The sequence below is a fragment of the Mesobacterium hydrothermale genome (assembly GCF_035818635.1).
Taxonomy (GTDB): Bacteria; Pseudomonadota; Alphaproteobacteria; order Rhodobacterales; family Rhodobacteraceae; genus Mesobacterium_A; species Mesobacterium_A hydrothermale.
Window position 1 is genome coordinate 15399 of record NZ_JAYLLH010000028.1, and the last position, 24978, is coordinate 40376.

Below are 24978 nucleotides of genomic sequence, written 5' to 3' on the forward strand. Positions count from 1 at the left end.
GGAGAGGTGACCATGTGTGACGAATGCGGATGCGCGGCCGGGAACGGCCATGTTCATGTCAGCTGCGCGCAAGGGCTGATCGCGCACAGCCAGCCGGGGCCCGAGTCGGTCGAGGTGCTGACAGCGATCCTGCGCCAGAACGATCACGACGCTGCCCACAACCGTGCCCATTTCGACGAACACAGGGTGTTGGCGGTCAACCTGATGTCGTCGCCCGGATCGGGCAAGACCAGCCTGCTGGAAGCGACGATCGAGGCGCTGGGCGACCGCTATCGTATCGCGGTGATCGAGGGCGACCTGGAGACCGAGAACGACGCGCAGCGGATCCGGGCCAAGGGGGTTCCGGCGATCCAGATCACCACCGGCTCTACCTGTCACCTGGATGCGCGCATGGTGCATGACGCGCTGCACGGGCTGACGCTGGCCGACCTGGATATCCTGTTCATCGAGAATGTCGGCAACCTTGTCTGCCCGGCGGGGTTCGACCTTGGCCAACATGCCAACGTGGCGCTGCTGTCGGTGACCGAAGGCGACGACAAGCCGGCGAAATACCCGGTGCTGTTCCGGGGATCGGACCTTGTGCTGCTGACCAAGGCCGACCTGCTGGAGGTGCTGGACGATTTCGATCCGGCCAAGGCAGAAAAAGCCGTACGCGGGCTGGCCAACCCGGCGCAGGTGGTCACCCTGTCGACCCGGCGGCCGGACAGCCTTGCGCCCTGGCTGGCATGGCTTGATGCGCAGGTGGCGGAACGCCGGGCGCAACCGGCAGCCCCCGAGGCGCATCACCACCACCACCACCATCACCACCACCACGATCACGATCACCACCCCCACGATCACGATCAGACGCCCGCAGAATGACCAGCCCGTTCCCCCGCGACGCACGAACCGCGCGTGATCTGCTGGCGCAGATCCACGCCCTGCCGCTGGATGGCAAGGTGCGGGTGATGAACGTCTGCGGCGGGCACGAACGGTCGATCACCATGGCGGGGCTGCGCGGCGCGCTGCCGCCGAACATCGAGCTGATCCCCGGTCCCGGCTGCCCGGTCTGCGTCTGCCCCGAGGAAGACGTGCACGCGGCGATCCAGCTGGCGCTGCGCCCGGATGTGACGCTGGTCACCTTTGGCGACATGCTGCGCGTGCCCGCCAACGTGCCGAAGACCGAGCCGCGCTCGCTGGAACAGGCCCGCGCCGCCGGGGGCGACGTGCGCCCTGTCGCCTCTCCTGCCGAGGCGCTGACCATCGCTCGCGACAATCCGGGGCGCGAGGTCGTGTTCTTTGCCGCCGGGTTCGAAACCACCACCGCACCGGTGGTGGCGATGCTGGCGGGTGACCTGCCGCCCAACCTGTCGGTTCTGCTGTCGGCCCGGCTGACATGGCCCGCGGTGGCGATGCTGCTGGACAGCGAGGAGGCCGGGTTCGACGCGCTGATCGCGCCGGGCCATGTGGCCACCGTGATGGGGCCCGAGGAATGGGGGTTTGTCGTCGACAAGCACGGCCTGCCGACGGCGATCGCGGGGTTCGAGACCGACTCGATCCTGCGGGCGCTGCTGTCGGTGCTGCGGCAGCGGCTGGAGGGACGGGTGTTCCTTGACAATTGTTATACCGGCGTCGTGCGCCCCGGTGGCAACCCGACCGCGCGCGCGCTGATGGACCGGACCCTGGACGTGGTCGATGCGAACTGGCGCGGGATCGGGGTGATCCCGGCATCGGGTTTCGCGCTGGGCGCCGATCTGGCCGCGCATGAAACCGTGCAGCGCTTCGGTCTTGACCTGAACGCCGCGCGCAAGCGGGCGGGGCAGATGCCGCCGGGCTGCGATTGTGCGCGCGTCGTGCTGGGCAAGGTCTATCCCGATCAATGCGCGCTGTATGGCCGGGCCTGTACGCCCCGCACGCCGATTGGCCCCTGCATGGTGTCGGACGAAGGCGCCTGCCGGATCTGGTGGTCCTCGGGCGTGCGAGAGCCGCGGGCGGATCGGCATGAACCGGCATGACCCCGCGCCAGACCGGATCGTCGCGCGGGCGCTGACCGTCACCGGCCGGGTGCAGGGCGTGGGATTTCGCCCGTTCGTCTTTCGCATCGCGCAGCGCTTCGGGCTGGCGGGCTTTGTGCTGAACCGGTCGGGCCAGGTCGATATCCATGTCGAAGGCCCGCCCGCCGCGCTGGAGGCGTTCGAGGCCGCCCTTCTGGCCGAGGCGCCGCCGCTGGCCCGCCCGGAGCTGTCGGCGCGGGCGGCGACACAGGTCATGGCCTGCGACGGCTTCACCATCCGGCCCAGCGACGCGGCGGCGGCGGCGGATATCCACCTGCCGCCCGATCTGTTCTGCTGCGATGACTGCCTGGCCGAGATGTCGGATCCCGCGCAGCGTCGCTATCGCTATCCCTTCACCAACTGCACGCAATGCGGCCCCCGGTTTTCGATCATCCGCGACATGCCCTATGACCGGGCCAGCACGGCGATGGCAGGGTTCGCGCTTTGCGATGCCTGCCGCGCCGAGTTTGAAAACCCGCTGGATCGGCGGTTCCATGCGCAGCCGCTGGCCTGCCCGGACTGTGGACCGGTGTTGCGCTTTGTGCAGGACGGGCAGCGGCGGGTCGGCAACGAAGAGGCGTTGCAGCACGCGGTGGCTTTGCTGCGGGCCGGCGGGATCCTGGCGGTCAAGGGCGTCGGCGGCTATCATCTGATGTGTGACGCTGGCAACGATGCGGCGGTGCAGCGGCTGCGGGCGCGCAAGCGGCGGCCGGACAAGCCGCTGGCGGTGATGTTCCCGCAATCGGGGCCGGAGGGTCTGGCCGCGCTGGAACCGCACGTCACCCCCGATACCGAGGAACGCGCCACCATCCGCAGCGCCGAGCGCCCCATCGTTCTGGTTCCGCGCCGGATCGACTCGACGCTCAGCCCGCAGCTTGCTCCGGGGTTGGATACGCTGGGGGTGTTCCTGCCCTACAGCCCGCTGCATCATCTGATCCTGTCAGATTTTGGTGCGCCGCTGGTGGCGACCTCGGGAAATATCAGCGGCGAGCCGGTGATCATCGACCCGGACGAGGCCGAAACCGGTCTGGCGGGCGTGGCCGATGCTTTTGTTCACCATGACAGGCCGATCCTGCGCCCGGTCGACGATAGCGTGGTTCGGGTGATCGGCGGAGTTGCCCGGCGGCTGCGGGTCGGGCGCGGGCTGGCGCCGCTGGAACTGGCCCTGCCCGAGAGCGCGGACAAACCGGTGATCGCCACCGGCGGGCATATGAAAGGCGCGGTCGCGCTGGGTTGGCAGGGGCGCGCGGTCCTGTCGCCGCATATCGGCGAACTGGACAGCCCGCGCGCGCTGTCGGTCTTTGCCGACGCACTGACCGATCTGACGACGATCCACCGGGTCGATCCACGGCGCGTTCTGTGCGATGCCAACCCGGCTTATGCCGGCACGCGATGGGCCCGTGCCGGGGCGCTGCCGGTCGCGCCGGTGACCCATCACGTTGCCCATGCCTCTGCCCTTGCGGGGGAACGGCCCGAGGTCGGCGACTGGCTGACCTTTGCGTGGGACGGCGTCGGCCTTGGCCCCGATGGCACGCTTTGGGGGGGCGAGGCTTTGGCAGGCGCACCGGGGCGCTGGCGGCGGGTCGCGAGTTTTCGGCCCTTTCGCCTGCTGGCCCCGGATGTTGCAGCACGCGAACCCTGGCGGTCCGCTGCCGCGCTGATGTGGGACGCGGGCCAGGACTATACCCCTGGACGCGACGGCGCGGCGCTTGCCCGGCAGGCCTGGGGGCGCGGGGTCGGGGTGTTCGAGACATCCTCTGCCGGGCGGCTTTTCGATGCCGCCGCAGCGCTGGTGCTGGGGGTCGAGGCGGTCAGCTACGAAGGGCAGGGGCCGATGTTGCTGGAGGCTGCGGCAGGCCAGCAGGCCGGGGACGGCCCCGCCCTGCCGCTTTGCCACGATGCGCAAGGGATCTTGCGCTGCGACTGGGCGCCATTGCTGCCGATGCTGTGCGACACGACGCGCGGCGTTCAGGACCGCGCCGCATCTTTTCACGCCGCCATGGCCGGCGCGATCGTGGCACAGGCCACGGCCTTGCGCCGGGAGATACCGATCGACGCGATCGGCCTGACCGGCGGGGTCTTCACCAACCGTCGCCTGTGCGAAACGACAGCGGCGCTGCTGCAACAGGCGGGGTTTGCCGTCTGTCAGCATCGCCATGTGCCCGCCGGGGATGGCGGGCTGGCCTTCGGGCAGCTGGTCGAAGGGCTTGCGCGACACCAGCAAGGGACAAGAGGATAAGGCATGGTCAAGGATCGGTACATCACGCTGGCGCATGGCAACGGCGGGCGGTTCATGCGGGAATTGATCGAAGAGGTTTTCGCCCGGCACCTTGGCAACCCGGCGCTGGATGTCGATCTGGACGCGGTCGGCCTGGACCTGCCGCAAGACCGTGTGCCGGTGGTCAGCACCGATGGTTTCGTCGTGCAGCCGCTGGAATTTCCCGGCGGCACCATCGGCAGCATCGCGGTGAACGGCAGCGTCAATGACCTTGCCGTCAGCGGGGCCGTCCCGGCCTACCTGACCCTTGGCGCGATCATCGAGGAGGGGCTGGAACTGGAGGTGCTCGACCGCATCGTCGCCAGCATGGCAGAGGCGGCACGGCAGGCCTGCGTCGCCGTGGTCGCGGGCGATACCAAGGTCGTGCCGCGCGGGCAGGGTGGCGGGCTGTACCTGACGGTCACCGGGGTGGGCCACCGGGCCCGCGATTGCCGCCTGTCGATGTCCGCCATTCGGGACGGCGACGCAGTTCTGGTCAGCGGGCCGGTGGGCGATCATGCTGTGGCGATCCTGCTGGCGCGCGAGGCATTCGACCTGTCGGGCAGCGTGGTGTCGGATTGCGCACCGGTGATCGACCTAACGCTGCCGCTGGCCACGCACCCTTCGGTCCGCTTCATGCGGGATCCGACGCGCGGCGGACTTGCGACCGTGGCGCATGAAATCGCCCGCGCCACTGGCTTCGACCTCGTGCTTGAGCAAACCGCGGTGCCGGTTGCCGACCCGGTGCGCAGCGTCTGCGAAATTCTTGGATACGATCCCTATTATCTGGCTTGTGAAGGCCGGGTGGTGGCGGTTGTCGCGGCCGAGGCCGCGGACGAGGTTCTGGCAATTTGGCGCAACCTGCCTGCCGGGCATGGGGCCTGTCGGATCGGCTCGGTCTCTACCGGCACCGGGCGCACCGGGCGGGTGATCCTGCGGACCGAAATTGGTGGCAGCCGGGTACTGGAAGAACTGGAAGACGACCCGCTGCCCCGCATTTGTTGAGCCATGTCAAGGCGCGCGCGCGGGCGTTTCCCGAACATTGCCCGTGACGGACGCGGCCCGCGCGTTTTTCCGATCTAGCGAATCGCGCGGCGCAATCGGGGCGGAGTTTTCCCGCAGCCGGGATCAAAGGGGACACGATGAGTGACGGCATCGAACCAACGGCGACAGCGACGGACAGCTTCACACGCGTGCTGGACAGCGAGAAAGCCGCCGACCAACGGTTGGCGGATGCCAGGGCCGAGGCCGACGCGATCCTGCGTGACGCCATGGCCACCGAACGCCGGATTGCCACCCGGGCAGATGCGCGGGTTCAGGCTTTGCACCGAACCTTGGCCGACAGGGTCGCGCAGGAAAAGGCCCGGATGCTTGCCGCGTTCGAGGCCGAGAAACCTGCACTTGACGCGCCGCCCGACGCGGATCGTGTGTCAAGGGCGGCAAAGCGCCTGGCACGGCGTCTGATCGGGCTTGATCCGACATGAGGCTGGCCGGTCTCGCATATGCGCAGGCACGCCTTCAGGCACGCCTTGCCGAGCTTCCCTCGGCGCGAGATTGGCAACTGATCGAAACAGGACGGGATTTTGGCCAAACGCTTGAGGCGGCCAGGCAGGGCGCGCTGGGTCGGTATGTGTCGCGGTTGAGCCGTGAAAGCACCGCCGCCGATATCGAACAGGCGCTGCGCTTCGCATGGACGGAACTGGTGGACGAAGTGGCAGGCTGGACGCCTGCACGGTGGCAAGCGTCACTGCGTTGGCTGACGCCACTGCCGCACTTGCGGTTGCCTGACGCGCGGCCCGATCCGTTGCCCGCCGACGATGCGCCAGAAACGCTGGTGTCCAAGGTCTGGCAGGCAGAATTCGAACGACGGCTTCCGACCGCAGATGCCGGTGTTCTGGGGGCGCTTGACCCCCTGTTGCGGCGCTTTCTGTTTGGTCCTGCACCGGCCGAGGGCGCTGAAACGGTTGCGCGCAGACTTGAGGACCTGTTTCGGACCCGTGGTCGCGAACCGGTCGCCATCATCGGCTGGCTTGGCCTGATGGCGCTCGTCCTGGAACGGTTGCGCGGTGCGCTGCTGCGGGCGCTGCTGTTTCCGGCCGAGCCGGCAGAGGGCGCGCCATGATCCTGCGGCCCCGGGCAACCACATGGTTCGAACTGTTGACCAGTCGCGACCATTTCGCGGTGGCCATGCAAGCGCTGGCGCACACCCGCGCTGTCCAGCTTGAGGCGCATCCTTTCGACCAAAGCGCGCCAGTCCTGCCCGTGCTGGACGATTTCTTTGACCGGTTCCACCAACTTGAGGCCAGGTATGGGCCGTATTGGCCCCAGATACGGGGCACGGCCGGGCTGGTGTTGGAAAACCCGATCGCGGCGGTTGCGGAAACGCAGGCGCGGTTGGCGGACTGGGCCATGCGCGCCGATCCGATCGTCGCCGATCTGCGCACGAGCGAGGCGCGTTTGGGGGAATTGGCACTGATCGACCGCTTGGTCGAAGCGGTGCCCGACCATCTGCCGCTGGCCCGGTTGGCACAGGCGCAAGGAAGTGTACTGCGCTACGCGGTCTTCTTCCTGCACACAGGCGACGCGGCCCTGCCGGCCCTGGACGGTGTGCTTGCCGAAAGCTTTCCGGCGGAACAGGGGGCCTTCGTGATCCTGGTGGGTCCGGCAGACGCAATCGAAGCGGCCGCCGAACGCGCGACCGCTCTCGACTGGACGCCGGTGCCCCTGCCCACGTTCCTGTCGGCGGATCGTGACACCCACGTGCAACAGGTGCGCCAGCACATCACGGAAACCGAACGCGACCTTGCAGGCCATCTGGCGCGGCTGGACGCACTGGCGGAAGAGACCGGGCTGGCCGAGCTTTTGCAGCGGGTGGCGGTGCTGAGCTGGTTGCGCGACAACGCCGGAGAGATCTCGGCCTCGCCCAACCTGATGCGCATTACCGGCTGGAACAGCGTCGCCAACAGCGCCGACATTCACCGCGCGCTGGAGGCGGCAGGCGTCGATTATGCGCTGACCCAAAGCGCTGGCAGCGCCGGGGATGCACCGATGGTGCTGAACAACCCCGCGTGGCTGCGAGCGTTCGAATTTTTCCCGCGCCTTCTGGGCATGCCCGCAAACCAGGAGGTCGACCCGTCGGCCGCCACGGCGCTGATCGCACCGCTGCTGTTCGGCTTCATGTTCGGTGATGTCGGGCAGGGGGCGGTGCTGCTGGCCGCCGGACTGTACCTTGGACGGCGTTGGCCGATGCTGGCGCTGTTCGTGCCGGGGGGCGTGATGGCGATGGTGTTCGGCGTCCTGTTCGGATCGGTCTTCAGTCTGGAAGGCGTCATTCCCGCGCTCTGGGTGCATCCGCTGCACGCGCCGATCACGGTTCTGGCCGCTGCGCTGGTGATCGGGGCGGTGCTGCTGACACTGGGCTTCGTGCTGGATTTCACCCAGGCGGCCTGGCACGGGCAGGGCAGCCGATGGCTTGCGCAGCACGGCGGGTTGATGGCGGCCTTTCTCGGGCTGCTGGGCGCGTGGTTCGAACCGCGTCTGGCCTGGAGCGTGGTGCTGGGCCTTGGCCTGACGGCTGTCGGCGCGCGCAAGGACGGGGCCTGGACCCCCGCTGCCGCCGCTGTCGCCGTGGCAGAGTTTGTCGAGGCGATCATGCGTCTGCTGGTGTCGACCGTGTCCTTTGCCCGGGTGGGCGCCTTTGCGCTGGCGCATGCGGGCCTGTCTGCCGCCATCGTCGGGATTGCCGAGGCGCTTGGCCCGGTCGGGTTCTGGATCGCGTTGCTGCTGGGCAATCTTCTGATCCTCGGGCTGGAAGGGCTGGTGACCGGCATCCAGACCACCCGCCTGATCCTGTTCGAATTCTTCATCCGCTTTTTCCATGCCACCGGGCGCGAGTTCCGCCCGTTGCAACCACCTGGCCAACTTGTCGACGGAGGGTCCACATCATGAAACGTCTTACCGCCCCGCTATTCGGGCTGATCGCGCTTGCTCTGCCCCTGGCGGCTGCGCTGACCTATCTTTGGGTCGGTCCTGCTTTCGCGCAAGAGCCGCACGAGGCCACGGTCGCCGCCAGCGCCACCCATGCCAATATGGCGATGCTGGGAGCTGCGATTTCCGCTGGGCTGGCGTCGCTGGGGGCCGCCTATGCGGTCGCTGTGGTCGGCAGTTCCGCGGTGGGTGCGCTGACCGAAAAGCCGGAGTTGCTGGGCCGGCTGCTGATCCTTGTCGGGCTTGCCGAAGGGATCGCGATTTACGGGCTGATCGTCGCCGTGCTGATCCTGAACACGGTGTGACGCGTCATGTTCGACATGGTTTTCATTGGCGACAGGGTGACGGCAGCGGGGTTCCGGCTTGCCGGGATACCCAGCTTTTCGCCGGCGCCGGACGAACTGGCCGCCACTGTCAGCGCCGAACGCGCGCGGTGCCGCATCCTTGCCCTGACGGCCGAGATGTTCGCGGCCCTGCCGGGTCCGTTGGCCGAACAACTGCAGGACGCGCATGTGCCGCTTCTGGCGGTCATTCCCGACGCGCGTGACAGAATTCCCGTGCCCGACATGGACCTTGCAGTGCGCCGGGCGCTGGGGATCGAGGTGTAGCATGGACACGACACCCGAAGACCGCGCCGCCGCATTGGTGCAGCGGATCGAGGCCGCCACCGGCGCCGAGGCTGACCGCCTGCGTGCCGAGGCAACGGCGCAGGCGGCGACACAGATCGCCGCTGCCCATGAGCGCGCGCGCCAATGTGTCCGCGACAAGATCGCCAGTTTGCGCCGCCAGCAGGCCGAACTTTTGCGGTTCGAGGCCGCGCGGCTGGACACCGCCCGCCGTCACTTGAAACAGCATGGGGCCGGGGCGATCGTCGCGGCCGGACTGCCCGCGTTGGAACAGGCGCTGGCATCGCTTTGGAACAGTGAAGAGGGGCGGCGGGCCTGGGCCGGTCATTTGGTCGAAACCGCCGTCGCGCGACTTTTTCCTGGCGACTGGACGGTTCAGCATCCCGCAGGTCTTGCCGAAGCCGAGCGTCGGGACATTGCACAAACAATTGAGGTGCGGACCGGCTTTGCCCCCGCATTCGCCGTCGATCCGGCCCTGTCCGCCGGACTGCAGATTCGGCGTGGCGGGGTGTGCCTTGACGCCAGTATCCCGGCGCTGATCGGACAACCGCAGGACGCCGGGGCGGCGCTTCTGGCGGAACTGGCGCGTGGCCCGGAGGACAACACATGAGCCGCGCGATCATTACATCCATCGCAGGCCCGGTGGTTCAGGCCCGGCGCGAGGGCGCCTTTACGTTGGGTGAGGCCGTGACCGTCGGCCCGCACTATATTCCCGGAGAAATCGTGCGCCTTTCGGGCGCGACAATCACAGCGCAGGTCTATGATGACACCACCGGCCTGTCGCCCGGCGGCACCGTGACCGGCAGCGGGGCACCGTTGTCGGTGGAACTGGGGCCGCACCTGCTGGGCAATATCTTTGATGGGTTGCTGCGGCCCCTGCGGCCCATCCCCGAAGATCAGGCGTATCGGGTCACGCCGCTGGTCGCCGCTGGCGATGCCGTCCGTGCCGGGCAAAGGCTCGCAACAGTGGAAGGCCCCAGCAAGGCGCAGGCGCTGACCCTGCCGCCAGACATTGCCGCAGGAACGGTCACGGCGATCCGGGAAGGCGCGGTAACTGCGCGCGAAACGGTCGTCACCCTGACCCTGCCTGACGGCACGTCCCGAGGGATCGGCCTGATGCAGGCATGGCCCGTCCGCCGCCCGCGTCCCGTCCAACGCCGCCTTCCGCCCGACATGATCATGGTCACCGGGCAGCGCATCATCGACAGTCTTTTTCCGGTGGCGCGGGGCGGGCGGGCGGCGATCCCCGGCGGCTTTGGCACCGGCAAGACCGTGCTTCAGGAAACGCTGGCGAAATGGTGCGACGCCGATGTCATCATCTATGTCGGCTGCGGCGAGCGTGGCAACGAGATGGCCGAGGTGCTGCACGAATTCCCCGAACTCGACGATCCGCGCACCGGCCGCCCGTTGATGGAACGCACGGTGATCGTAGCCAATACGTCGAACATGCCGGTCGCGGCGCGCGAGGCGTCGATCTATACCGGTGTCACCGTGGGCGAATATTTCCGCGATCAGGGGTTTCACGTCGCCTTGATGGCCGACTCGACCTCTCGCTGGGCCGAGGCGCTGCGCGAAGTTTCGGGAAGGCTGGGCGAATTGCCGTCGGAATCCGGCTATCCCGCTTACCTGTCGTCGCGCATGTCGGAATTCTACGAACGCTCTGCCCGGGTCGAAACGCTGGGCGGCGAGGAAGGGTCGCTGACCATCATCGGCGCGGTCAGCCCGCCCGCGGGGGATTTCTCGGAACCGGTGACCAGCCATACCAAACGCTATGTCCGGTCGTTCTGGGGGCTGGACCGGGGCCGGGCACAGGCGCGGTTCTACCCGGCGATCCATCCGCTGCAAAGCTATTCCGAGGATGCCACCGGGCTGACCGGCTGGTGGACGGATCACGGCAACCCGAACTGGCGGCAGCAGCGGGAACGGGTGCTGGACCTGCTGGAAGCACAGGCCGAACTGGAACGCATGGCGCGGATCGTCGGTAAGGATGCGATGGCCCCGGCGCAGCAGCTGACGCTGCTCTGTGCCGATCTGGTCGACGATGCGTTCCTGCGGCAATCGGCGTTTTCGATCACCGACCGGTCCTGTTCGCCGGACAAACAGACCGCGATGCTTAACGTCATGATGCGGTTTTTCGACGTGGCCAAAACGGCGGTGTCGCGTGGTGTCGCGGTGCAGGCCATGGCCGAGGCGCCGTTCTTCCGCCGCCTGTCGCGCATGGGCGAGGAAATCGACGGCGCTGACCCTGCGGCCTTTGCCGCGCTGGTTGAACAGATGGAACAGGCGCTGGCCACACTGGAACGGGAGGCAAGCGATGCCGATTGAGGTACTGTGCCGCGATGCGGTGACAGGGGTCGAAGGGCCGCTGGTGTTTCTGGACCGTGTGGTGCAGGCCGGCGTCGGCGAGGCGCTGGAAATCGAGGGCGCGGATGGCGCCCGCCGTCTGGGCCGCATCGTCGCCATCGACGAGGAAAAGATCGTCGTCGAACTTCTGGAAAGCACCGCCGGGCTGGGGATCACCGATGCGGTCGTGCGGTTCCGGGGCGAACCGGTGATGATGGCGCTGGGGCCGGGGCTGCTGGGGCGGGTGTTTGACGGTGTCGGCCGGCCCCGCGATGGCGGCACGCCGGTGCCCGCGCTGGTGCGCCGCCGCGTCGACACCGGCACGATTAACCCCGCCACGCGCGGTCTGCCGCAGGATTTCATCGAAACCGGCGTGTCCTCGATCGACATCCTCAACAGCCTTGTGCGCGGGCAAAAACTGCCGATTTTTTCCGCCGGGGGGCTGCCGCACGACCGGCTGGCCGCAGCCATTGCCCAGAATGCCCGGCTGCGGGGGGACCGCGACGAAGGCTTTGCCGTGGTTTTTGCCGGGATCGGGGTATCGCATGACGCAGCCGAAAGCTTTCGTGCCGCGATGGAACAGTCGGGCGCGCTGGAACACACCGCGATGTTCCTGAACCTTGCGTCCGAACCGTCGGCGCAGCGGCTGCTGACCCCGCGTTTTGCCCTGACGGCGGCGGAATACCTGGCCTTTGACGAAGGGCGGCATGTGCTGGTTGTGCTGACCGACATGACCAACTATTGCGAAGCGCTGCGCGAAGTGTCGGCCAGCCGGGGCGAAATCCCGTCGCGCAAGGGCTATCCCGGGTACATGTATTCCGACCTGGCGACGATCTTTGAGCGCGCGGGCTGGATCCGGGGGCGGCCGGGCACGTTGACGCAATTGCCGATCCTGACCATGCCGTCGGATGACATCAGCCACCCGATCCCGGACCTGACCGGCTATATCACCGAAGGCCAGATCGTGCTCGACCGCAAGCTGGAACACCAGGGGGTTTACCCCCCGGTGAACGTGCTGCCGTCGCTGTCGCGGCTGATCGACCAGGGGATCGGCGCGGGCTTTACCCACGAAGATCACCCGGCGCTGGCGCAGCAGCTGTTCGCCACCTACGCCCGCGCGGCGCGGGTGCGGGTCCTGTCCAGCGTTGTCGGGCGCGAAGGGCTGACGCCCACGGACCGGCTGTACCTGGATTTCGGCGACCGGTTCGAAAACGATTTCGTGAATCAGGACGCGATGCGCAGTTTCGAGGAAAGCTTCGATCTGGGCTGGGACATGCTGGCGATGTTGCCCGCCGTGGAACTGTCGCGCCTGTCGGATGCCCAGATCGCCCGCCACGTCACGCCGCGCACGGACGAGGGTGGCGATGGCTGAGATCGTCCCGACCCGCGGTGCCGCCCTGGCACTGGCCGAGGAAAAGCGGTTCCTGGAAACCGGCTACGAATTGCTGGACGAAAAGCGGATGCTGCTGGCCACGACACTGCTGGGCGAGCTGGCCGACTGGCGCGCGGCGCGTGCCGACTATCGCGTGGCGATGGCGGCGGCCGTTGCCGCGCTCAAGGCAGCGGTGGCGCGGCATGGGCTGGACAGTCTGGGCCGGTATCCGTCCCCGGTTCACCCGTCGCTGGGTCTTGCGCTTTTTACGCGCAATTTTCTGGGGCTCGACCTGCTTGCACTGTCGGGGGCGCCACAGGCCGCCGTCGCGGCACAGGATGCGCTGGATGCCTCCCTTCAGGCCGAAGACTGTCGCCAGGCGTTTGCGGCGCTGGTGCCGCTGGTGGCGCGGATCGCGCTGCACAGCCAGAACATTCGGCGGCTGATTGCGGAATATCGCGTGACCGAACGCCGGGCAAGGGCGTTGCAGAACGTGATCCTGCCGGAAACCGTTACGGCGCTCGCGCTGACCACTGACTACCTGGACCAGAGCGACCAGGAAGAGGCGGTGCGCATCCGAAATGCGCGCCGGTGATGTAGGGTCAGGTTTGCGTGGCCCATACCTCGGGGTTGACCATGTGTTGCGGCGTGCCATCGGCAAAGGCATTGACCAGCGCATAGATGTCGCGGAACTGACGGTCGAGTTCCTCTGCGGTGACAAATCCCACATGCGGTGTTGGGATCACCCGGGGGTGCGACAGCAAGGGGTCGTTGGGATCGGTCACAGGCTCGTAGTCGAAAACATCCAGCGCGGCGCGGCCGATGCGCCCGGCCTGGAGCGCGGCCAGCAGTGCGCCGGGCTCGATCAGTCCCGCGCGTGAGGTATTGACCAACACACTGTCAGGCCGCATCGCCATCAGGTCGGCGCGGGTGATTTCCCCGCGTGTTTCAGACATCAGCCGCTTGTGGATCGAAACCACGTCGGAGTTGGCAAAAAAGGCTTCTCGGCTGTCTGCCACCCGGTCGCCTGCGGCGCGGGCCCGGTCGCGGGCGTCCGCGCTTCCCCAATAGTGCACCTGCATACCAAAGGTGCGAGCAAACCCGGCCACTGCGCCGGAAATCTTGCCGTGCCCGTACAGGCCCAGAACCTTGCCACCGACATTGCGCCCCAGCGGCGCGCCGCCCTGCCATTGGCCTGCGCGGGTTGCGGCAATCTGGTCCGGCAGGTAGCGCAGCGCGGCTATGATCAGGCCAAAGGTCAGTTCGGCGGTCGACATCGACGGGCCGTCCTTGGCCATGTGCGAACAGAACAGCACGCCCGCAGCGCCCAAGGCATCGGCATCCACATGTGTGTGCTGTCCGCGCATGGCGATCATGCGGACCCCTTGCAGCTGCGCGGCAAGCGCTGGCGTGATTGCGGTGCGGTCACGGAACAGCACCACCGCTTCGGCCCCGGTCAGACGTTGGGCCAAGGTTGCGTCGTCCGGGGCGCGGTCGGTCCAGACGGTCACGTCATGTCCGTCCAGTAGCGCGAAGCTGGGCAAGCCACGCAGCACGTCGTACCAATCGTCGAGAATGTGAACTTTCACAGCGCTTTCCTCCTGCTTGGCGGGATGTTCGGGCGCGCTCCGGCTACCGGGGCGGACCGGCCAAGTACCGGCGCGCCGCCGCCTGTCTGGGGCAAAGACTAGCATCCGTCTGCACAATGTCGAACGAACATTGCGCGCCGGGCCGGGCGCCTGCGCGATGTCACGGCAGACCGAGCGCAGGGGCGAAATCGAGTCCAGTTCGGGACAGCATGACTGGGTTCGGTGCTGGCGGCGCGCACCGGGGGCTTGCGGAACTGGACGGGTTCACCTTTGTCCCTCAACGCCGGTCCCCATTTCATCCGTCTGGCGATGCTTGCAAACATCCGCGCCGCCGCCTGTTTTCGGCGATCGTCGGGGAACTGCGGCAACGGACATCATCGTGTTCCAGTGGCCTTGCGACCACCTGTCAAAGCCCTGCTGATCCGCGCATGTTCAACGCTGCGTCGTCACGACTGACACAAAGAACCCAAGCGTGCCCGCAAGACCGCAGGGGGCTTGTCGATCCGGGAAACAAGTCGCGCCGCGCTCATCCGACCCCGCAGGGACAGGTTTGCCTGCGACACCACGAGTTGACGGCAACCTGTTCAGGCTGACACGGCAGGTGATCGGTTCCCTGTGTCCTGGGGGAGTATTCCGGGTCTGTCCAGGCCTTCGGCGCGTTGAAAACCGCGGGTCCCCTTGTCATGGGGAAGAAGGTCCTGCTGTGTGCCGGTAACTGACAGGGGGCGTCCCGCCGTGTCGTTGTTGCCGCTTCCGCGGGGGGCCGGAACGAAAACTGCCCCGCGGGCGATGCCTGCAGGGCAGATTTATCGTGGGCATCACGTACCCCGATCCGGCGTAAGGGGTCAGCCGGTGTGCTTGATGACGAATTTGTAGACGTTGCCGTCCTGTTCGCTCGACATCAGCTCGTTGCCGGTGGTGTTGCAGAAGGCTTCGAAATCCTTCACCGCACCGGGGTCGGTGGCAAGGATTTCCAGCGTGGCACCAGTTGGCAACGCTTTCAGCGCTTTCTTTGCTTTCAGGATCGGCATCGGGCAGTTCATGCCCTTCGCGTCCAGAACTTCATCTGCCATGGTCGTCTCCGTCTTCAGATGTAAAGGTTGATATCGCTCTTGGCGGCGACATCGACCCAGGATGCCGCACCGCCCAGTTCCGGGCCGTCGATCATGTCTTCGCGCTTGTATTCGAACAGGTCCATCGTCATCTGGCAGGCGATCATCTTGACGTCTGCGTCAATTGCCAGTTCCCGCAGTTCCTCGATCGACGCGACGCCCTTTTTCTTGAGCATGTTCTTCATCATGTTGGTGGTCAACGCGGTCATGCCCGGCATTGCCGCAATGATGTTCGGCATCGCCATGTGTCCGCCCGCCATCGGCATTTCCATCGAGGCGTTGCCCAGCGGGTTGATCCGCGGGTTCAGGTCCTTCTTGAGCAGCTGCAGCCCGTAGAAGGTGAAGAACATCGTGGTCTCGATCCCCATTGCCGCCGCGGTCGTCGCGAGGATGAACGGGGGATAGGCCCAGTCCAGCGTGCCTTTTGTGACGATGATCGTCATCGCCTTGGCGTTTGAATCGTCCAGCATTCCATTTCCTCCCTTGGCCACAGGGCCGCTGTTTTCAGGCGCGCCCGGCATGGGCGCGCCGGCAATCGTCTATATCACGCGGCGCATCCGGCGAATTCGTCGGCGTCCATCTTGGCCTCGTACGGGGCCGCGACCGAGGTGCCGGGCACAAGGATGGCCTTGGCGGCTTCGGCATCTTCGGGTTTGACCTTGACCATCCAGCCAGCGCCGTAGGGATCGCTGTTGGCCAGTTTCGGGTCGGACACCAGTTCGTCATTGGTGGCGATGATTTCCGCGTCAAAGCCCAGCTTGGCCGGACCGACCCATTTGCCGGATTCGACTGTGGCGATCGACTTGCCAGACTTGATTGTCTTGCCGACCTTCTTTGCGGTGAAGGCCACGAGTTGACCGGCCATCGCGGTCGCGATCATCGTCATCCCGGCGGTAAAGGTGCCGTCGCCTTCGTCCCGATACCAGATGTTGTTCGGCACATCGTAAAGCAGTTCGTCGGGCAGGGAGCATCCGCGTACAACAGGCATTTCTTAGTTCTCCATTGCTTCAGGCGCCGCCACGTCCGCCTGACGGATCGGGCGCGACGAGCAGCAGAAATCCCCCAGTCCCTCGACGACAAGCTTGCCGCCGATGAACAGGGCCAGGTGCCGGGTGATCATCGTCGCCATGCGCAGCCTCTGGGCCGACTCAGGCGCGACGGGATCCCCTGCCACCAGGTTGTGATGATACACCAGTTCGCGGCAGGTTTCCCTACAGGCATTGAAGCTTGGAACACCTTTTGCGCCCTGGCGGTGCAGGGCGAGCAGCCGAAAGCCTTCGACTTCAGCATTTGTGGGCTCTGCGCCCCGCGCTGCGATCCAGGCCGCGACCACGTCTTCGCCCATGGCCAGCAATTCCACCGCCCGCGCGGCGGCGTTGGTCGCCAGTTCCGCATCGGGCAGGGCGTCAAGCGCGTCGCAGGCGGCTTCGACTTCGGCGATGGACAGCGGCGTGCGGCTCATCCCAGACCCTTTTCCTTGATGAAGTCGCGCGCGTCCGAGAAATTCTCGTGTGCGCCGACCTTGCGCGACGACAGGCCCAGCGCCAGCCCCAGCAATTGGGTGAATTGCAGGATCTTCACGTTGGTCTTCTTGCCGAATTCCTTTTCGGCACGAACCTGGTGCATTTCCAGCCCGGTGTGGCAGGTGGGGCATTCGGTGGCGATCACATCGGCGCCTGCGGCTTCCGCCGCGGTCAGGATGTTCAGCACCAGTTTAGTCGAGGTGTCGCTGTCCGACAGCGTATGCGCCCCGCCGCAGCAGGCGGTTTTCAGCGGGAAGGACACGTTTTCCGCACCTGCCGCGGCCAGGATGTCATCCATGAAATGTGGGTTCGAGCTGGATTCGCTGCCCGGCCCCTGGTCCTTTTCAGGGAAGATGTGGCGCGGGCGGGTGTACATGCAGCCATAGTAGTTGGCGACCTTGATCCCCTTCAGCGACTTTTTCACCCGGCGCGAGATTTCCTCGTCCCCCACGGCGCGCTTCAGCCAATCCAGCGCGTGGATGGTTTCGACCTTCCCGGCCTCGTATGTCTTGTGGCCCGCCTTGTTGGACAGGCGGGTGTTGACCTCGACCGACTTGTCGTCATGGGTCAGGTCGTATTCCGCCTTTTTCAGGTTGTGATAGCAGCCGTTGCAGGGGGCCATGACGGTGTCGAACCCCATGTCTTCGGCGATCGACAGGTTGCGGGCGGAAAGATATGTCTGGATCTTGGGGTCGATATTCTTGACCTCCATCGCGCCGCAGCAGTTCCAGTTCTTCAGCTCGACAAGGCCAAGGCCCAGTTCCTTGGCCACGGCCTTGGTCGACTTGTTGTAGGCATAGCCCGTACCTTCCAGCGCGCAGCCGGGGTAATAGGCCACTTTCTTGAGGTCTTTTTCCATCTCAGTGGCCTCCCTTGCCGTCGAGCCCCAGGGCCCGCTTGTGTTCTGCTTCGACTTCCTTGACGTATTCCTCGATCCCGGCGCGGGCGCGGCCCCAGGATTTCGTTTTTGGGCGGAAGACCAGCGCGAAACCCATTTTCATCATGTAGAACAGCGGCATACGCTTGATCATACCCTTGACCATCTCGATCAGGAAAGGCTGGCGGAACACCGCCATGGGGTCGCCAGTGCGCTTGTAGAAATCGCGCATGACAAGGCTGTCCTCGATCTTGCCGGTCTGGATGACCTGTTCGGAGAAGCCTTCATCGAAATGGGTCGAGGGGCTTTTTTCCGTGTGGCCCTTCAGTTCCAGCCAATGCGCGGTGGCCTTCATCACGCCTTCGGGCACCACGTCACGCGGGCAGGCATCGGTGCATTTGTTGCAGCTGACGCATTGCCAGATGATGTCCTTGTCGCGCAGCAGTTCTTCTTCCATGCCCAGGCGGATCAGGTAGATCCAGTAGCGCGGGTTGAAATCGGGATTGACCGCGTTGACCGTGCAGGCGTTGGTGCACGATCCGCACTGCCAGCAGCGGTGGATGTTTTCGCCCCCGGGCAGGGCGGCGATTTCCTCTTGCAGGTTCTCGTTATAGTCACTGACCGATCGGCCTTCGATGAAGGTGGACCAGTGGCCGGAAACATCCACGCCGTCGATTTCCAGGTTTTCCTGCTCGCGCAGGTTTTCTGGCCGGATCAGGGTCTTTTCATGGATGGGCATGTCACGTTGTCTCCTGAAGATCCTCGATGCCGAGAGCACCCAGCGTGTGGGCGGTCCCGTCGACAAGCTTGAGCCGTGTCCGGCCGGTTTCGGTATCCACGGCGTCAAGGCCCAGCATCCGGCGCGTGTGCAGCATCGGATCGGCCGCCGTGGCAAATTCGGCGCGCATGAATTCGCCGCCGCGGTCGTTGATGTAGGCGGCATAGACATGCGCCATCAGCAGGTCGGTAAAGAACGGCAGATCGCGATAAATGCCTTCACCGCGCAGGAACCCGTCCAGTTCCTGGCACAGCGTCGCATAGGTGGCAAAGCTCGACGGCGCGTCGATCCGGGCCTCGGACACGTCATCGGCAAACCAGAGCTCGCGCAGCACCCCGGACCCGGCCTTTGCGTCCCAGATCCACCGCGTCATCAGCGGATACCGTTCCGGCTGGGTGAAATGCAGCACCTCTGCCGCCAGATCGGGCAACCAGCGGTGCGCCCGGTCCAGCGTGAATCCGTCGCTGAACGCGTCTTTCCGGGCGTCCGCGCCAGAAGTGTCGGCGCTGCCGTCCAGCAGGCGCACGAACCGCGCGCGGATGTCCTCGAACCCGACCTCCTGGATCAGGGCGCTGATGCGCCGCCGGGCCGGGGTGACGAATGCGCAAAGATCCAGAAACTCGGTCTCTGTCATCTCTGCCGCCTTGCCGTCGGTCAGTATTTCCTGAAATAGCGACGATTTGAGCCACAGCGCGGTGACGTAGCGGTCCACGCCGCCGGTGGGTTCGGCGCTTTCCACAAGGTGGTCTAGCGCGCGCCGTAGACGCGGCCCCGACAGGTCGAGCACGGGGGCGGCCTTCGCCGGTTCCACCGCTGCTTTGCGACCCAGTCCGAACATTACTCAGCCGCATCCTTTGCGTTGGCCATCGCCATGCCCATCGCCGCCATCGCGGCTGCGTGGCCCTGCGCGATGGAATCGTCGATGGTTTCCGGCCCGCTGGCGGCACCCGCCACGAACACGCCGGGGCGCGAGGTTTCGGCAAGGTTGGCATAGGTCGATTTGCGGTCGATGTAGCCCCAGCGGTTCAATTCGATATCGAAGATCGCCGACAGGGTCATGTTGTCCACGTTCGGGTCCATCCCGACAGCATGGACTACCATGTCGAAGGGGATCGAGATCGGGCGCTTGACCAGCGTGTCTTCACCCTTGACCAGCAGCTTGCCGTCGCGGCCGGTGACTTCGGCGATCCGGGCCTTGACGTACTTGACCTTGTAGTCTTCCTGGCTGCCCCAGTAATATTCGCCCTCGTACAGACCGAAGGTGCGGATATCCATGTAATAGATATAGACGTTGGTCTGCGGCGACATTTCGCGGATTTCCATCGCGATATTGGCCGACACGGTGCAGCAGATCTTGGAACACCATTCGCGCCCGATCTGCCGATCGCGCGACCCGACGCACAGCAGGATCGCCACGCGGTCCGGTATCCGCCCGTCAGATGGGCAACGCACGCCGGCCCCGGACGAGATCATCTGTTCCACCTGCGTGGTGGTGACCACGTCAGGATAGGTGCCAAAGCCCCACTCGGGCTTGTTGATACTGTCGAAATGGGTAAAGCCGGTGGCCAGGATCGTCGATCCCGCCTCGACCGTGCTGCCGTCCGACAGGGTGGCGCGGAACGCGCCGGGACCGCCGGCGAAGTCCTTGACCGTCGCGCCGGTGCGCACTTCGACATTGGGGTTGTCGGCGACGCGGGTCACCATGCCGCCGATGGCATCCTTGGCCCATTCGTGGCTGGGCACCAGTCGCGCGTAACCCGACAGGATCGGCGCGCCGCCCAGGATTTCTTCTTTCTCGACCAGAACAACCTTCTGGCCGGTGCTGGCAAGCGCGTGGGCGGCGGACAGACCGGCGGGGCCCCCGCCGACGATAAGGACAGGCTGGCTCACTTCTCGGCTCCTGCAAGTGTTTTCGGTTTGACGTAGCCCGGGCCCGAGGTGATCGCGCGCTTGGGGTCATACAGCGTTTCGATCCGGCCTTGCTTGACCTCTTCGAGGTAGCCCTCGAATTCGGCCTTGGCCTTTTCCCAGTCGATGCCCATCTTTTCGAGCAGCCCTTCGAAGGGCGAGGCATGCCAGTGCAGCTGCGCCAGCTTGTAGGGATGCGCGCCCATCGCCAGCGCGGCGAACTGGCAGTCGGCCATCACCGGCAGGGCATAAACCTTGTCCACCGCCTTGCCGATCCACTGGTTCTTGTCGAGCGTGGTGATACAGCCGGTGTCATGGCCGATCATCACGTCGGACCGCGCCTCTTCGACGGCGACCTTGATCTTGCGGTCGATGGCGAAGGACCGGGTGAATTCGCGCTCGCCGATGATGTGGCGGAAGCCGAAGCCGCAGCAGTCGTACCAGGTCGAATAGTCGATGACTTGCGTGCCCAGCGATTGCAGCAGGCCGGTGGTCACCGCCACGCGGTTGCCGTCCAGCACGGTGTCGTCATAGATCACGTCCTCCGGCACCATCTTGTAGACGTGGCAGGCCGGGTGCACCGTGGTGCGGATGTTCGACAGGTCGATCTGCTGGCGATCAGCGATGCGGTGGCGCATGACGTGCAACCACTCGGAATAATGCACGATTTCCTCGGGTATCAGCAGCTTGCCATCCACCAGGCGACCCAGTTTGCCAAGGATCGCCTTGACCTCTTGGCGCAGCTCGGCGCTTTCCATCAGGAAAATGCGCATTTCCTTGTAGTTGCCGAAGGACGTGCCGCAATGCACCAGCGGATAGAACGTGCCTTCCGGCAGCCCCAGCGCCTTGGCCGAGACATAGGCCTGGTGGAAGTTGCGCAGGAACACGGCGGCCAGCGACACCACGTTGCCGATGCCCGACCCGTGATAGTTCCACGCGGTGCAGGACGTCTGGTCGGTTTCGTCCAGATAGGATTGACCCATCTCGTTCATGATCCACAGGACCGAGGACGGGTAGCCGGGAATATTCCCGCACTGGCCACAGGACTTGTGATGCCACAGGTTGTTGGTCGGGATCTTCTTGTCCCAGCCATACAGCGTCTTTGCCATGACCGGATCGTTGTGGTCGCCGACGCGGTGGACAAGGATTTCACCTTCGCGTTCCAGCTCCCACATGTGGTCGCGGACATCTTCCTTGCGTTCCTTGCCAGTCAGCAACGCGCGCTTGTCGATCTTCTGTTCAACCCAGTCGGTGGCGCGGCGCGCCTCGTCCGCGGAAAGGCTGCTGGGCTTCCAGTCGGCGCCGAAACCGCTGTACGCGCCGCCTTTGTTTTCCTTGTCCGTTGTCATCGTCGCGTCCTCCCTGGTCGCTCGAATGCCCTGCCGGGCGTGGATCAATCGTCGTCGTCCTCGTCTTCCTGCTCTTCGAGCCAGTCTTCCCACTCTTCGCGTTTCTCATCCATCACGTCGGTGACAACGTCGAAGAGGTTTTCATCCACCGCCTCAAGCTGGTCCAGAACGCCGGTGGCTTCCCAGATCGTATAAAGTTCGACCGAGGTGCGCAGGTTGACTTCCCACGCGGTGTCCAGCGTGTGCATGGTCGGCATCGGGATGGCCTTGCGCAGGATCATCAGCGGGGCGTCGACCTTGACCACGTTCGGACCCCAGTCGGGGAAGGCTTCCTTGGTGATCATGTTCGGCGCCAACTGGTTGCCGGTCGAAACAACCTTCAGAAGGACGCGGCTGAACGGGCGCAGCACCTCCTTGGCGCTCTCCATCTCGTGCTTGATCGCGATTTCGCGCATGATCATCACAAGCCCGCCGGGCGAATTTTCAAAGGGGCAGCGGGCGGCGCAGGTGTAGCACTGGGCGCAGGCCCAGATTTTTTCCTGCATCGCGTCGTAAATGCCTTCAAGGTTCTCGGTCCACAACAGTTGCACGATTTCGCGCGGGCTGTAATCGTAGTAATGGGCCGATGGGCATGTCGCCGTGCAGATGCCGCAGTTCAGGCAACCGTGGATTTCATGATCGTAAAGCTGGTGCCCACGGATATCGTCGAAGATTTCCTCGAGCTTTTCATAAGCCACCACGGGCTTGTCCGATACCGGGTCGGCGATCGGCGATTCAATCTGTCGGTTCATACCCATCTTCACCTCCCCTGAAGCCGGGCACGAAGTGAGATCTTTAGTAGGTCAGCACCTTCGTGTCGTCGTCTTCCATGATATCGGCAATGACCTTCGCACCGCCCACGATGCCTTCGCATTCGGGGATCAGGTCGTCTTCGGTCATGTCGAAAAGATCGAGATTGGGCGAGCAGCAGTAGAACTTTGCCCCCGCTTCATGCGCGTCCTTGATGAAGTCATAGACGGTCTTGGGAGACCCTTCCTTGACCACCAGCTTTTCCGCGACGCCCTTTTTCATCAACCTGCCAGCGGTCGCCGTGCACACGACATCCACTTCGTAATCCATCGCGGCTGCGACAGTGGCCTGAAAGAACGGCGCGCCGAGCTCCTCTCCATTCCGAGGGTCGGTGTTCACCATGATAATTATCAACTTGTCGGCCATGGTCTCCTCCCAAAGAACGCGGCACCCGGGCTGGCTGCGATTCGGTGTCGCATGGCGCCCTGATAGGTTCAGCCTAGGCGCTGAAAATCTCACATGCAAGAAATTTGACGTTAGCGCTTTCGTATATGTAAATTCTGCCTTTCTGGCAGGCACTTACATCAGTCCCGTGTGGCTGACGATGCCCACCATAAGCGGGGTCAGCGCTTCGGCTATGTCGGCTTGGACGGCGCCAAGGTCGGCCAGCGCGCTTGCCGGATCGTCGGGCGTTTCAGCAAATTCCATCACCAGATCCTCGACCATGCCGCGCTTGAAACCGGGATGTCCGACCAGCCCAAGGCAATTGCCACGCAAAGAGAAGATTTCCGGCTCGCCTTCCGGGCCGGTGGCCAGAACCTCTGCTCCTTGGGGCAGCACCGGCTTGTCGCGCAGATAGTGCGACAGCGGGAACCGGTCCGGCATGTGCCCGCCCAAATGACCCGGCGCGGTGGCCTGCACCTGGTTCACGGCAAAGCGCAGCGGCGCTTCTGCCGCGCCCCCGCCGGCGGCAACGCACAGGATCAGCGCACCAAGGCCAAAGCCCACCACCGGAAGCCCGAAGTCGAGAAAGGTTTGCGTCAACCGGAATTCCGGCCCCGCACTGGGCAGCAGGTGCCCGCTGACCAGCCCGTAAGGCCCACCGCCCAAAAGCCACAGCCCGTCGAACCCTTCGGGACCGAAGGGCAGGGTACCGCCATGGGTAAAGGGGCGGTAGTAACGGAAGCGCACATTGCGGCCTTCCAGGTGGTCTTCGATGAAACCCAGGTACTCCGCCTCTGTGTGCTGAATAACGGCGATGGTCTTCACGGCGCGGGCTCCACCGCGGCCATGATGGCATTGGCGAAATCGGTCGCCGAGACGCCCGGTGTCTCGATCTCTTCGGAATCGAGCAGCCGCTCGGCAGCCTCGATGATCGCGTGTTCATTCAGATCGACTCCGCGCAGCGCGACCGCCAGCCGATCCAGCCCGTCGGGCGGCAGGCATGTCATGTCACCCGAGATCATCAGGTCGGCGATCTTGCCTTCGCGGTTCAAAAGGTGAACCCGGATCAGCCCACCCGGCGCCTTCATCATGCTTTCGGTCAGGTGGGTGTCGGCGGCGATCTTGACGCCAAGCGCCACCTGCTTGCGGCCCTGCATTTCTATGAACTCGGGGTCCAGCAAGTCCGACTCGGCGGTCTCGATGGCTTTCCATTCCGCGTCGGTCGGCTGGTCGATCACCGGTTCCAGTCCCAGAACCTCTTGGCAGTGAAAGAAGAACCGGTCCAGCAGCGCGTCGCGCGCGGGCGGGGTTTCCACCTGCTTGACGATCGTGGTCATGAAATCGTCCATCGTCTGGCGCAGCTTGTCGCGGAATTTCTCGGACGGGACGCGCAGGCATTTCGACATGGTTTCGGTATCGAAATCGAACATGAACGACCCGACCATGACCGTCGCGTTGCCGATCGACGCCGCCCCGGTGCCCCCGATCTTGCGGCCGTCGACATGGATGTCGTTGATCGGGCGATAGGTCGCGGCAATGCCGAAGTCGCGATAGGTGCGCACCACCGGCTCGATGAACAGCGGATAAAGTTCGTGCGCATGTTGTGGCGCGCGTTTCCGGGGAAAGACGAAATGGGTGAACAACTGGTTGCGATCCAGGTAAACCGCCCCTCCCCCGACGTGCCGGCGATAGACCGGCAGGTTCTGCGCGATGCAATACGCGGTGTCGACCTCGCGGTCGATTTCCTGGTGCAGACCGACGCAAACATAGGGCGTTTCAGGCGATGCCAGCGACAGCATCGGGTCGGACTCTGCCGTCACCGTTTCCGCCAACCCGTGATAGACCGCCTGGCTGCGCAAGGCGCTGACCAGTCCGAAGTCCAGAACCCTCAGTCGTGTCATTGTGTTCTCCTCCCATATATCTCGTAAGTTGGATACGTCTTGCCGCAAAAGTCAAAGGCGTTGTCGGCCCGGGCTCGCGCGGGTCGTGTA

General features: G+C 65.1%; 27 protein-coding genes. 13 read left to right on the forward strand and 14 right to left on the reverse strand.

Translation table 11 applies throughout. The annotated features are described in order from the left end of the window. The first annotated feature begins 12 nt into the window (after window positions 1-12). From hypB to VK792_RS15965, 13 genes are all read left to right on the forward strand, one after another. A complete protein-coding gene (gene hypB / locus VK792_RS15905; protein WP_326298813.1) occupies window positions 13-861 on the forward strand; it encodes a hydrogenase nickel incorporation protein HypB in 849 nt (282 codons plus the stop codon). Continuing rightward, window positions 858-1994 carry a hydrogenase formation protein HypD gene (gene hypD, locus VK792_RS15910; protein ID WP_326298816.1) on the forward strand — a complete coding sequence of 379 codons (1137 nt, stop codon included), beginning with the start codon at window positions 858-860 and terminating at the stop codon, window positions 1992-1994. Before hypB ends, hypD begins: the two co-directional genes overlap by 4 nt. Beyond that, the gene (gene hypF, locus VK792_RS15915) at window positions 1981-4272 is read left to right on the forward strand and encodes a carbamoyltransferase HypF (RefSeq protein ID WP_326298817.1); all 2292 of its coding nucleotides are present in this window, start codon (window positions 1981-1983) and stop codon (window positions 4270-4272) included. The genes hypD and hypF overlap by 14 nt, the downstream gene beginning before the upstream one ends. 3 nt (window positions 4273-4275) lie before the next feature. Further along, window positions 4276-5295, forward strand: coding sequence for a hydrogenase expression/formation protein HypE (hypE, locus tag VK792_RS15920; protein ID WP_326298820.1), 1020 nt, complete (start codon window positions 4276-4278; stop codon window positions 5293-5295). Window positions 5296-5432: 137 nt separating this feature from the next. After that, a complete protein-coding gene (locus tag VK792_RS15925; RefSeq protein WP_326298822.1) occupies window positions 5433-5774 on the forward strand; it encodes a hypothetical protein in 342 nt (113 codons plus the stop codon). Next, window positions 5771-6412, forward strand: coding sequence for a hypothetical protein (locus VK792_RS15930; RefSeq protein WP_326298824.1), 642 nt, complete (start codon window positions 5771-5773; stop codon window positions 6410-6412). Before VK792_RS15925 ends, VK792_RS15930 begins: the two co-directional genes overlap by 4 nt. Further along, window positions 6409-8238 (forward strand): V-type ATPase 116kDa subunit family protein, encoded by a 1830-nt coding sequence (locus VK792_RS15935; RefSeq protein WP_326298827.1) that lies wholly within the window; start codon window positions 6409-6411, stop codon window positions 8236-8238. Before VK792_RS15930 ends, VK792_RS15935 begins: the two co-directional genes overlap by 4 nt. Further along, on the forward strand, window positions 8235-8582 hold the full coding sequence (locus VK792_RS15940; RefSeq protein ID WP_326298829.1) for an ATP synthase subunit C: 348 nt from the start codon (window positions 8235-8237) through the stop codon (window positions 8580-8582). The genes VK792_RS15935 and VK792_RS15940 overlap by 4 nt, the downstream gene beginning before the upstream one ends. Before the next feature lie 6 nt (window positions 8583-8588). Then, window positions 8589-8885, forward strand: coding sequence for a V-type ATP synthase subunit F (locus VK792_RS15945; RefSeq protein ID WP_326298830.1), 297 nt, complete (start codon window positions 8589-8591; stop codon window positions 8883-8885). A gap of 1 nt (window position 8886) precedes the next feature. Next, window positions 8887-9513, forward strand: coding sequence for a hypothetical protein (locus tag VK792_RS15950; RefSeq protein WP_326298833.1), 627 nt, complete (start codon window positions 8887-8889; stop codon window positions 9511-9513). Beyond that, window positions 9510-11228, forward strand: a complete 1719-nt coding sequence (locus VK792_RS15955) for a V-type ATP synthase subunit A (protein ID WP_326298835.1) — start codon at window positions 9510-9512, stop codon at window positions 11226-11228. Before VK792_RS15950 ends, VK792_RS15955 begins: the two co-directional genes overlap by 4 nt. Continuing rightward, the gene (locus VK792_RS15960) at window positions 11218-12618 is read left to right on the forward strand and encodes a V-type ATP synthase subunit B (RefSeq protein ID WP_326298837.1); all 1401 of its coding nucleotides are present in this window, start codon (window positions 11218-11220) and stop codon (window positions 12616-12618) included. The genes VK792_RS15955 and VK792_RS15960 overlap by 11 nt, the downstream gene beginning before the upstream one ends. Further along, entirely contained in the window at window positions 12611-13213 is a 603-nt protein-coding gene (locus tag VK792_RS15965) for a V-type ATP synthase subunit D (protein WP_326298840.1), read from the forward strand. Before VK792_RS15960 ends, VK792_RS15965 begins: the two co-directional genes overlap by 8 nt. A 7-nt stretch (window positions 13214-13220) precedes the next feature. Here VK792_RS15965 and VK792_RS15970 read toward each other — a convergent pair whose 3' ends face one another. The 14 genes from VK792_RS15970 to VK792_RS16035 all read right to left on the reverse strand — a co-directional run bounded on the left by VK792_RS15970 (window position 13221) and on the right by VK792_RS16035 (window position 24888). After that, window positions 13221-14207 (reverse strand): NAD(P)-dependent oxidoreductase, encoded by a 987-nt coding sequence (locus VK792_RS15970; protein ID WP_326298841.1) that lies wholly within the window; start codon window positions 14205-14207, stop codon window positions 13221-13223. A gap of 845 nt (window positions 14208-15052) precedes the next feature. After that, on the reverse strand, window positions 15053-15280 hold the full coding sequence (locus VK792_RS15975; protein ID WP_326298843.1) for a sulfurtransferase TusA family protein: 228 nt from the start codon (window positions 15278-15280) through the stop codon (window positions 15053-15055). Window positions 15281-15294: 14 nt separating this feature from the next. Continuing rightward, window positions 15295-15789, reverse strand: a complete 495-nt coding sequence (gene dsrE2, locus VK792_RS15980; protein ID WP_326298845.1) for a sulfur carrier protein DsrE2 — start codon at window positions 15787-15789, stop codon at window positions 15295-15297. Window positions 15790-15863: 74 nt separating this feature from the next. Next, a complete protein-coding gene (locus tag VK792_RS15985) occupies window positions 15864-16307 on the reverse strand; it encodes a biotin/lipoyl attachment domain-containing protein (protein ID WP_326298847.1) in 444 nt (147 codons plus the stop codon). A 3-nt stretch (window positions 16308-16310) separates the two neighbouring features. After that, window positions 16311-16781, reverse strand: a complete 471-nt coding sequence (locus VK792_RS15990) for a hypothetical protein (RefSeq protein WP_326298850.1) — start codon at window positions 16779-16781, stop codon at window positions 16311-16313. Continuing rightward, on the reverse strand, window positions 16778-17701 hold the full coding sequence (locus VK792_RS15995) for a CoB--CoM heterodisulfide reductase iron-sulfur subunit B family protein (protein ID WP_326298852.1): 924 nt from the start codon (window positions 17699-17701) through the stop codon (window positions 16778-16780). Before VK792_RS15995 ends, VK792_RS15990 begins: the two co-directional genes overlap by 4 nt. 1 nt (window position 17702) lies before the next feature. Then, the gene (locus VK792_RS16000) at window positions 17703-18458 is read right to left on the reverse strand and encodes a 4Fe-4S dicluster domain-containing protein (RefSeq protein ID WP_326298855.1); all 756 of its coding nucleotides are present in this window, start codon (window positions 18456-18458) and stop codon (window positions 17703-17705) included. A gap of 1 nt (window position 18459) precedes the next feature. Further along, the gene (locus VK792_RS16005; RefSeq protein ID WP_326298858.1) at window positions 18460-19335 is read right to left on the reverse strand and encodes a hypothetical protein; all 876 of its coding nucleotides are present in this window, start codon (window positions 19333-19335) and stop codon (window positions 18460-18462) included. Next, entirely contained in the window at window positions 19335-20387 is a 1053-nt protein-coding gene (locus VK792_RS16010; protein WP_326298861.1) for an FAD-dependent oxidoreductase, read from the reverse strand. Before VK792_RS16010 ends, VK792_RS16005 begins: the two co-directional genes overlap by 1 nt. Continuing rightward, on the reverse strand, window positions 20384-21754 hold the full coding sequence (locus VK792_RS16015; protein ID WP_326298863.1) for a heterodisulfide reductase-related iron-sulfur binding cluster: 1371 nt from the start codon (window positions 21752-21754) through the stop codon (window positions 20384-20386). The genes VK792_RS16010 and VK792_RS16015 overlap by 4 nt, the downstream gene beginning before the upstream one ends. A gap of 44 nt (window positions 21755-21798) precedes the next feature. Continuing rightward, a complete protein-coding gene (locus tag VK792_RS16020) occupies window positions 21799-22551 on the reverse strand; it encodes a 4Fe-4S dicluster domain-containing protein (RefSeq protein WP_326298865.1) in 753 nt (250 codons plus the stop codon). Between the two features lie 37 nt (window positions 22552-22588). Beyond that, on the reverse strand, window positions 22589-22969 hold the full coding sequence (locus VK792_RS16025; protein WP_326298867.1) for a DsrE family protein: 381 nt from the start codon (window positions 22967-22969) through the stop codon (window positions 22589-22591). Window positions 22970-23122: 153 nt separating this feature from the next. Then, window positions 23123-23812 carry a hypothetical protein gene (locus VK792_RS16030; protein WP_326298869.1) on the reverse strand — a complete coding sequence of 230 codons (690 nt, stop codon included), beginning with the start codon at window positions 23810-23812 and terminating at the stop codon, window positions 23123-23125. After that, on the reverse strand, window positions 23809-24888 hold the full coding sequence (locus VK792_RS16035; RefSeq protein WP_326298871.1) for a lipoate--protein ligase: 1080 nt from the start codon (window positions 24886-24888) through the stop codon (window positions 23809-23811). Before VK792_RS16035 ends, VK792_RS16030 begins: the two co-directional genes overlap by 4 nt. Window positions 24889-24978: the final 90 nt, after the last annotated feature.

Bases quoted from the DNA above. Each gene is read 5' to 3' on its own strand.
- hypB (WP_326298813.1), top strand. From the start codon at position 13: ATGTGTGACGAATGCGGATGCGCGGCCGGGAACGGCCATGTTCATGTC.
- hypD (WP_326298816.1), top strand. From the start codon at position 858: ATGACCAGCCCGTTCCCCCGCGACGCACGAACCGCGCGTGATCTGCTG.
- hypF (WP_326298817.1), top strand. From the start codon at position 1,981: ATGAACCGGCATGACCCCGCGCCAGACCGGATCGTCGCGCGGGCGCTG.
- hypE (WP_326298820.1), top strand. From the start codon at position 4,276: ATGGTCAAGGATCGGTACATCACGCTGGCGCATGGCAACGGCGGGCGG.
- VK792_RS15925 (WP_326298822.1), top strand. From the start codon at position 5,433: ATGAGTGACGGCATCGAACCAACGGCGACAGCGACGGACAGCTTCACA.
- VK792_RS15930 (WP_326298824.1), top strand. From the start codon at position 5,771: ATGAGGCTGGCCGGTCTCGCATATGCGCAGGCACGCCTTCAGGCACGC.
- VK792_RS15935 (WP_326298827.1), top strand. From the start codon at position 6,409: ATGATCCTGCGGCCCCGGGCAACCACATGGTTCGAACTGTTGACCAGT.
- VK792_RS15940 (WP_326298829.1), top strand. From the start codon at position 8,235: ATGAAACGTCTTACCGCCCCGCTATTCGGGCTGATCGCGCTTGCTCTG.
- VK792_RS15945 (WP_326298830.1), top strand. From the start codon at position 8,589: ATGTTCGACATGGTTTTCATTGGCGACAGGGTGACGGCAGCGGGGTTC.
- VK792_RS15950 (WP_326298833.1), top strand. From the start codon at position 8,887: ATGGACACGACACCCGAAGACCGCGCCGCCGCATTGGTGCAGCGGATC.
- VK792_RS15955 (WP_326298835.1), top strand. From the start codon at position 9,510: ATGAGCCGCGCGATCATTACATCCATCGCAGGCCCGGTGGTTCAGGCC.
- VK792_RS15960 (WP_326298837.1), top strand. From the start codon at position 11,218: ATGCCGATTGAGGTACTGTGCCGCGATGCGGTGACAGGGGTCGAAGGG.
- VK792_RS15965 (WP_326298840.1), top strand. From the start codon at position 12,611: ATGGCTGAGATCGTCCCGACCCGCGGTGCCGCCCTGGCACTGGCCGAG.
- VK792_RS15975 (WP_326298843.1), bottom strand. From the start codon at position 15,280: ATGGCAGATGAAGTTCTGGACGCGAAGGGCATGAACTGCCCGATGCCG.
- dsrE2 (WP_326298845.1), bottom strand. From the start codon at position 15,789: ATGCTGGACGATTCAAACGCCAAGGCGATGACGATCATCGTCACAAAA.
- VK792_RS15985 (WP_326298847.1), bottom strand. From the start codon at position 16,307: ATGCCTGTTGTACGCGGATGCTCCCTGCCCGACGAACTGCTTTACGAT.
- VK792_RS15990 (WP_326298850.1), bottom strand. From the start codon at position 16,781: ATGAGCCGCACGCCGCTGTCCATCGCCGAAGTCGAAGCCGCCTGCGAC.
- VK792_RS15995 (WP_326298852.1), bottom strand. From the start codon at position 17,701: ATGGAAAAAGACCTCAAGAAAGTGGCCTATTACCCCGGCTGCGCGCTG.
- VK792_RS16000 (WP_326298855.1), bottom strand. From the start codon at position 18,458: ATGCCCATCCATGAAAAGACCCTGATCCGGCCAGAAAACCTGCGCGAG.
- VK792_RS16005 (WP_326298858.1), bottom strand. From the start codon at position 19,335: ATGTTCGGACTGGGTCGCAAAGCAGCGGTGGAACCGGCGAAGGCCGCC.
- VK792_RS16015 (WP_326298863.1), bottom strand. From the start codon at position 21,754: ATGACAACGGACAAGGAAAACAAAGGCGGCGCGTACAGCGGTTTCGGC.
- VK792_RS16020 (WP_326298865.1), bottom strand. From the start codon at position 22,551: ATGGGTATGAACCGACAGATTGAATCGCCGATCGCCGACCCGGTATCG.
- VK792_RS16025 (WP_326298867.1), bottom strand. From the start codon at position 22,969: ATGGCCGACAAGTTGATAATTATCATGGTGAACACCGACCCTCGGAAT.
- VK792_RS16035 (WP_326298871.1), bottom strand. From the start codon at position 24,888: ATGACACGACTGAGGGTTCTGGACTTCGGACTGGTCAGCGCCTTGCGC.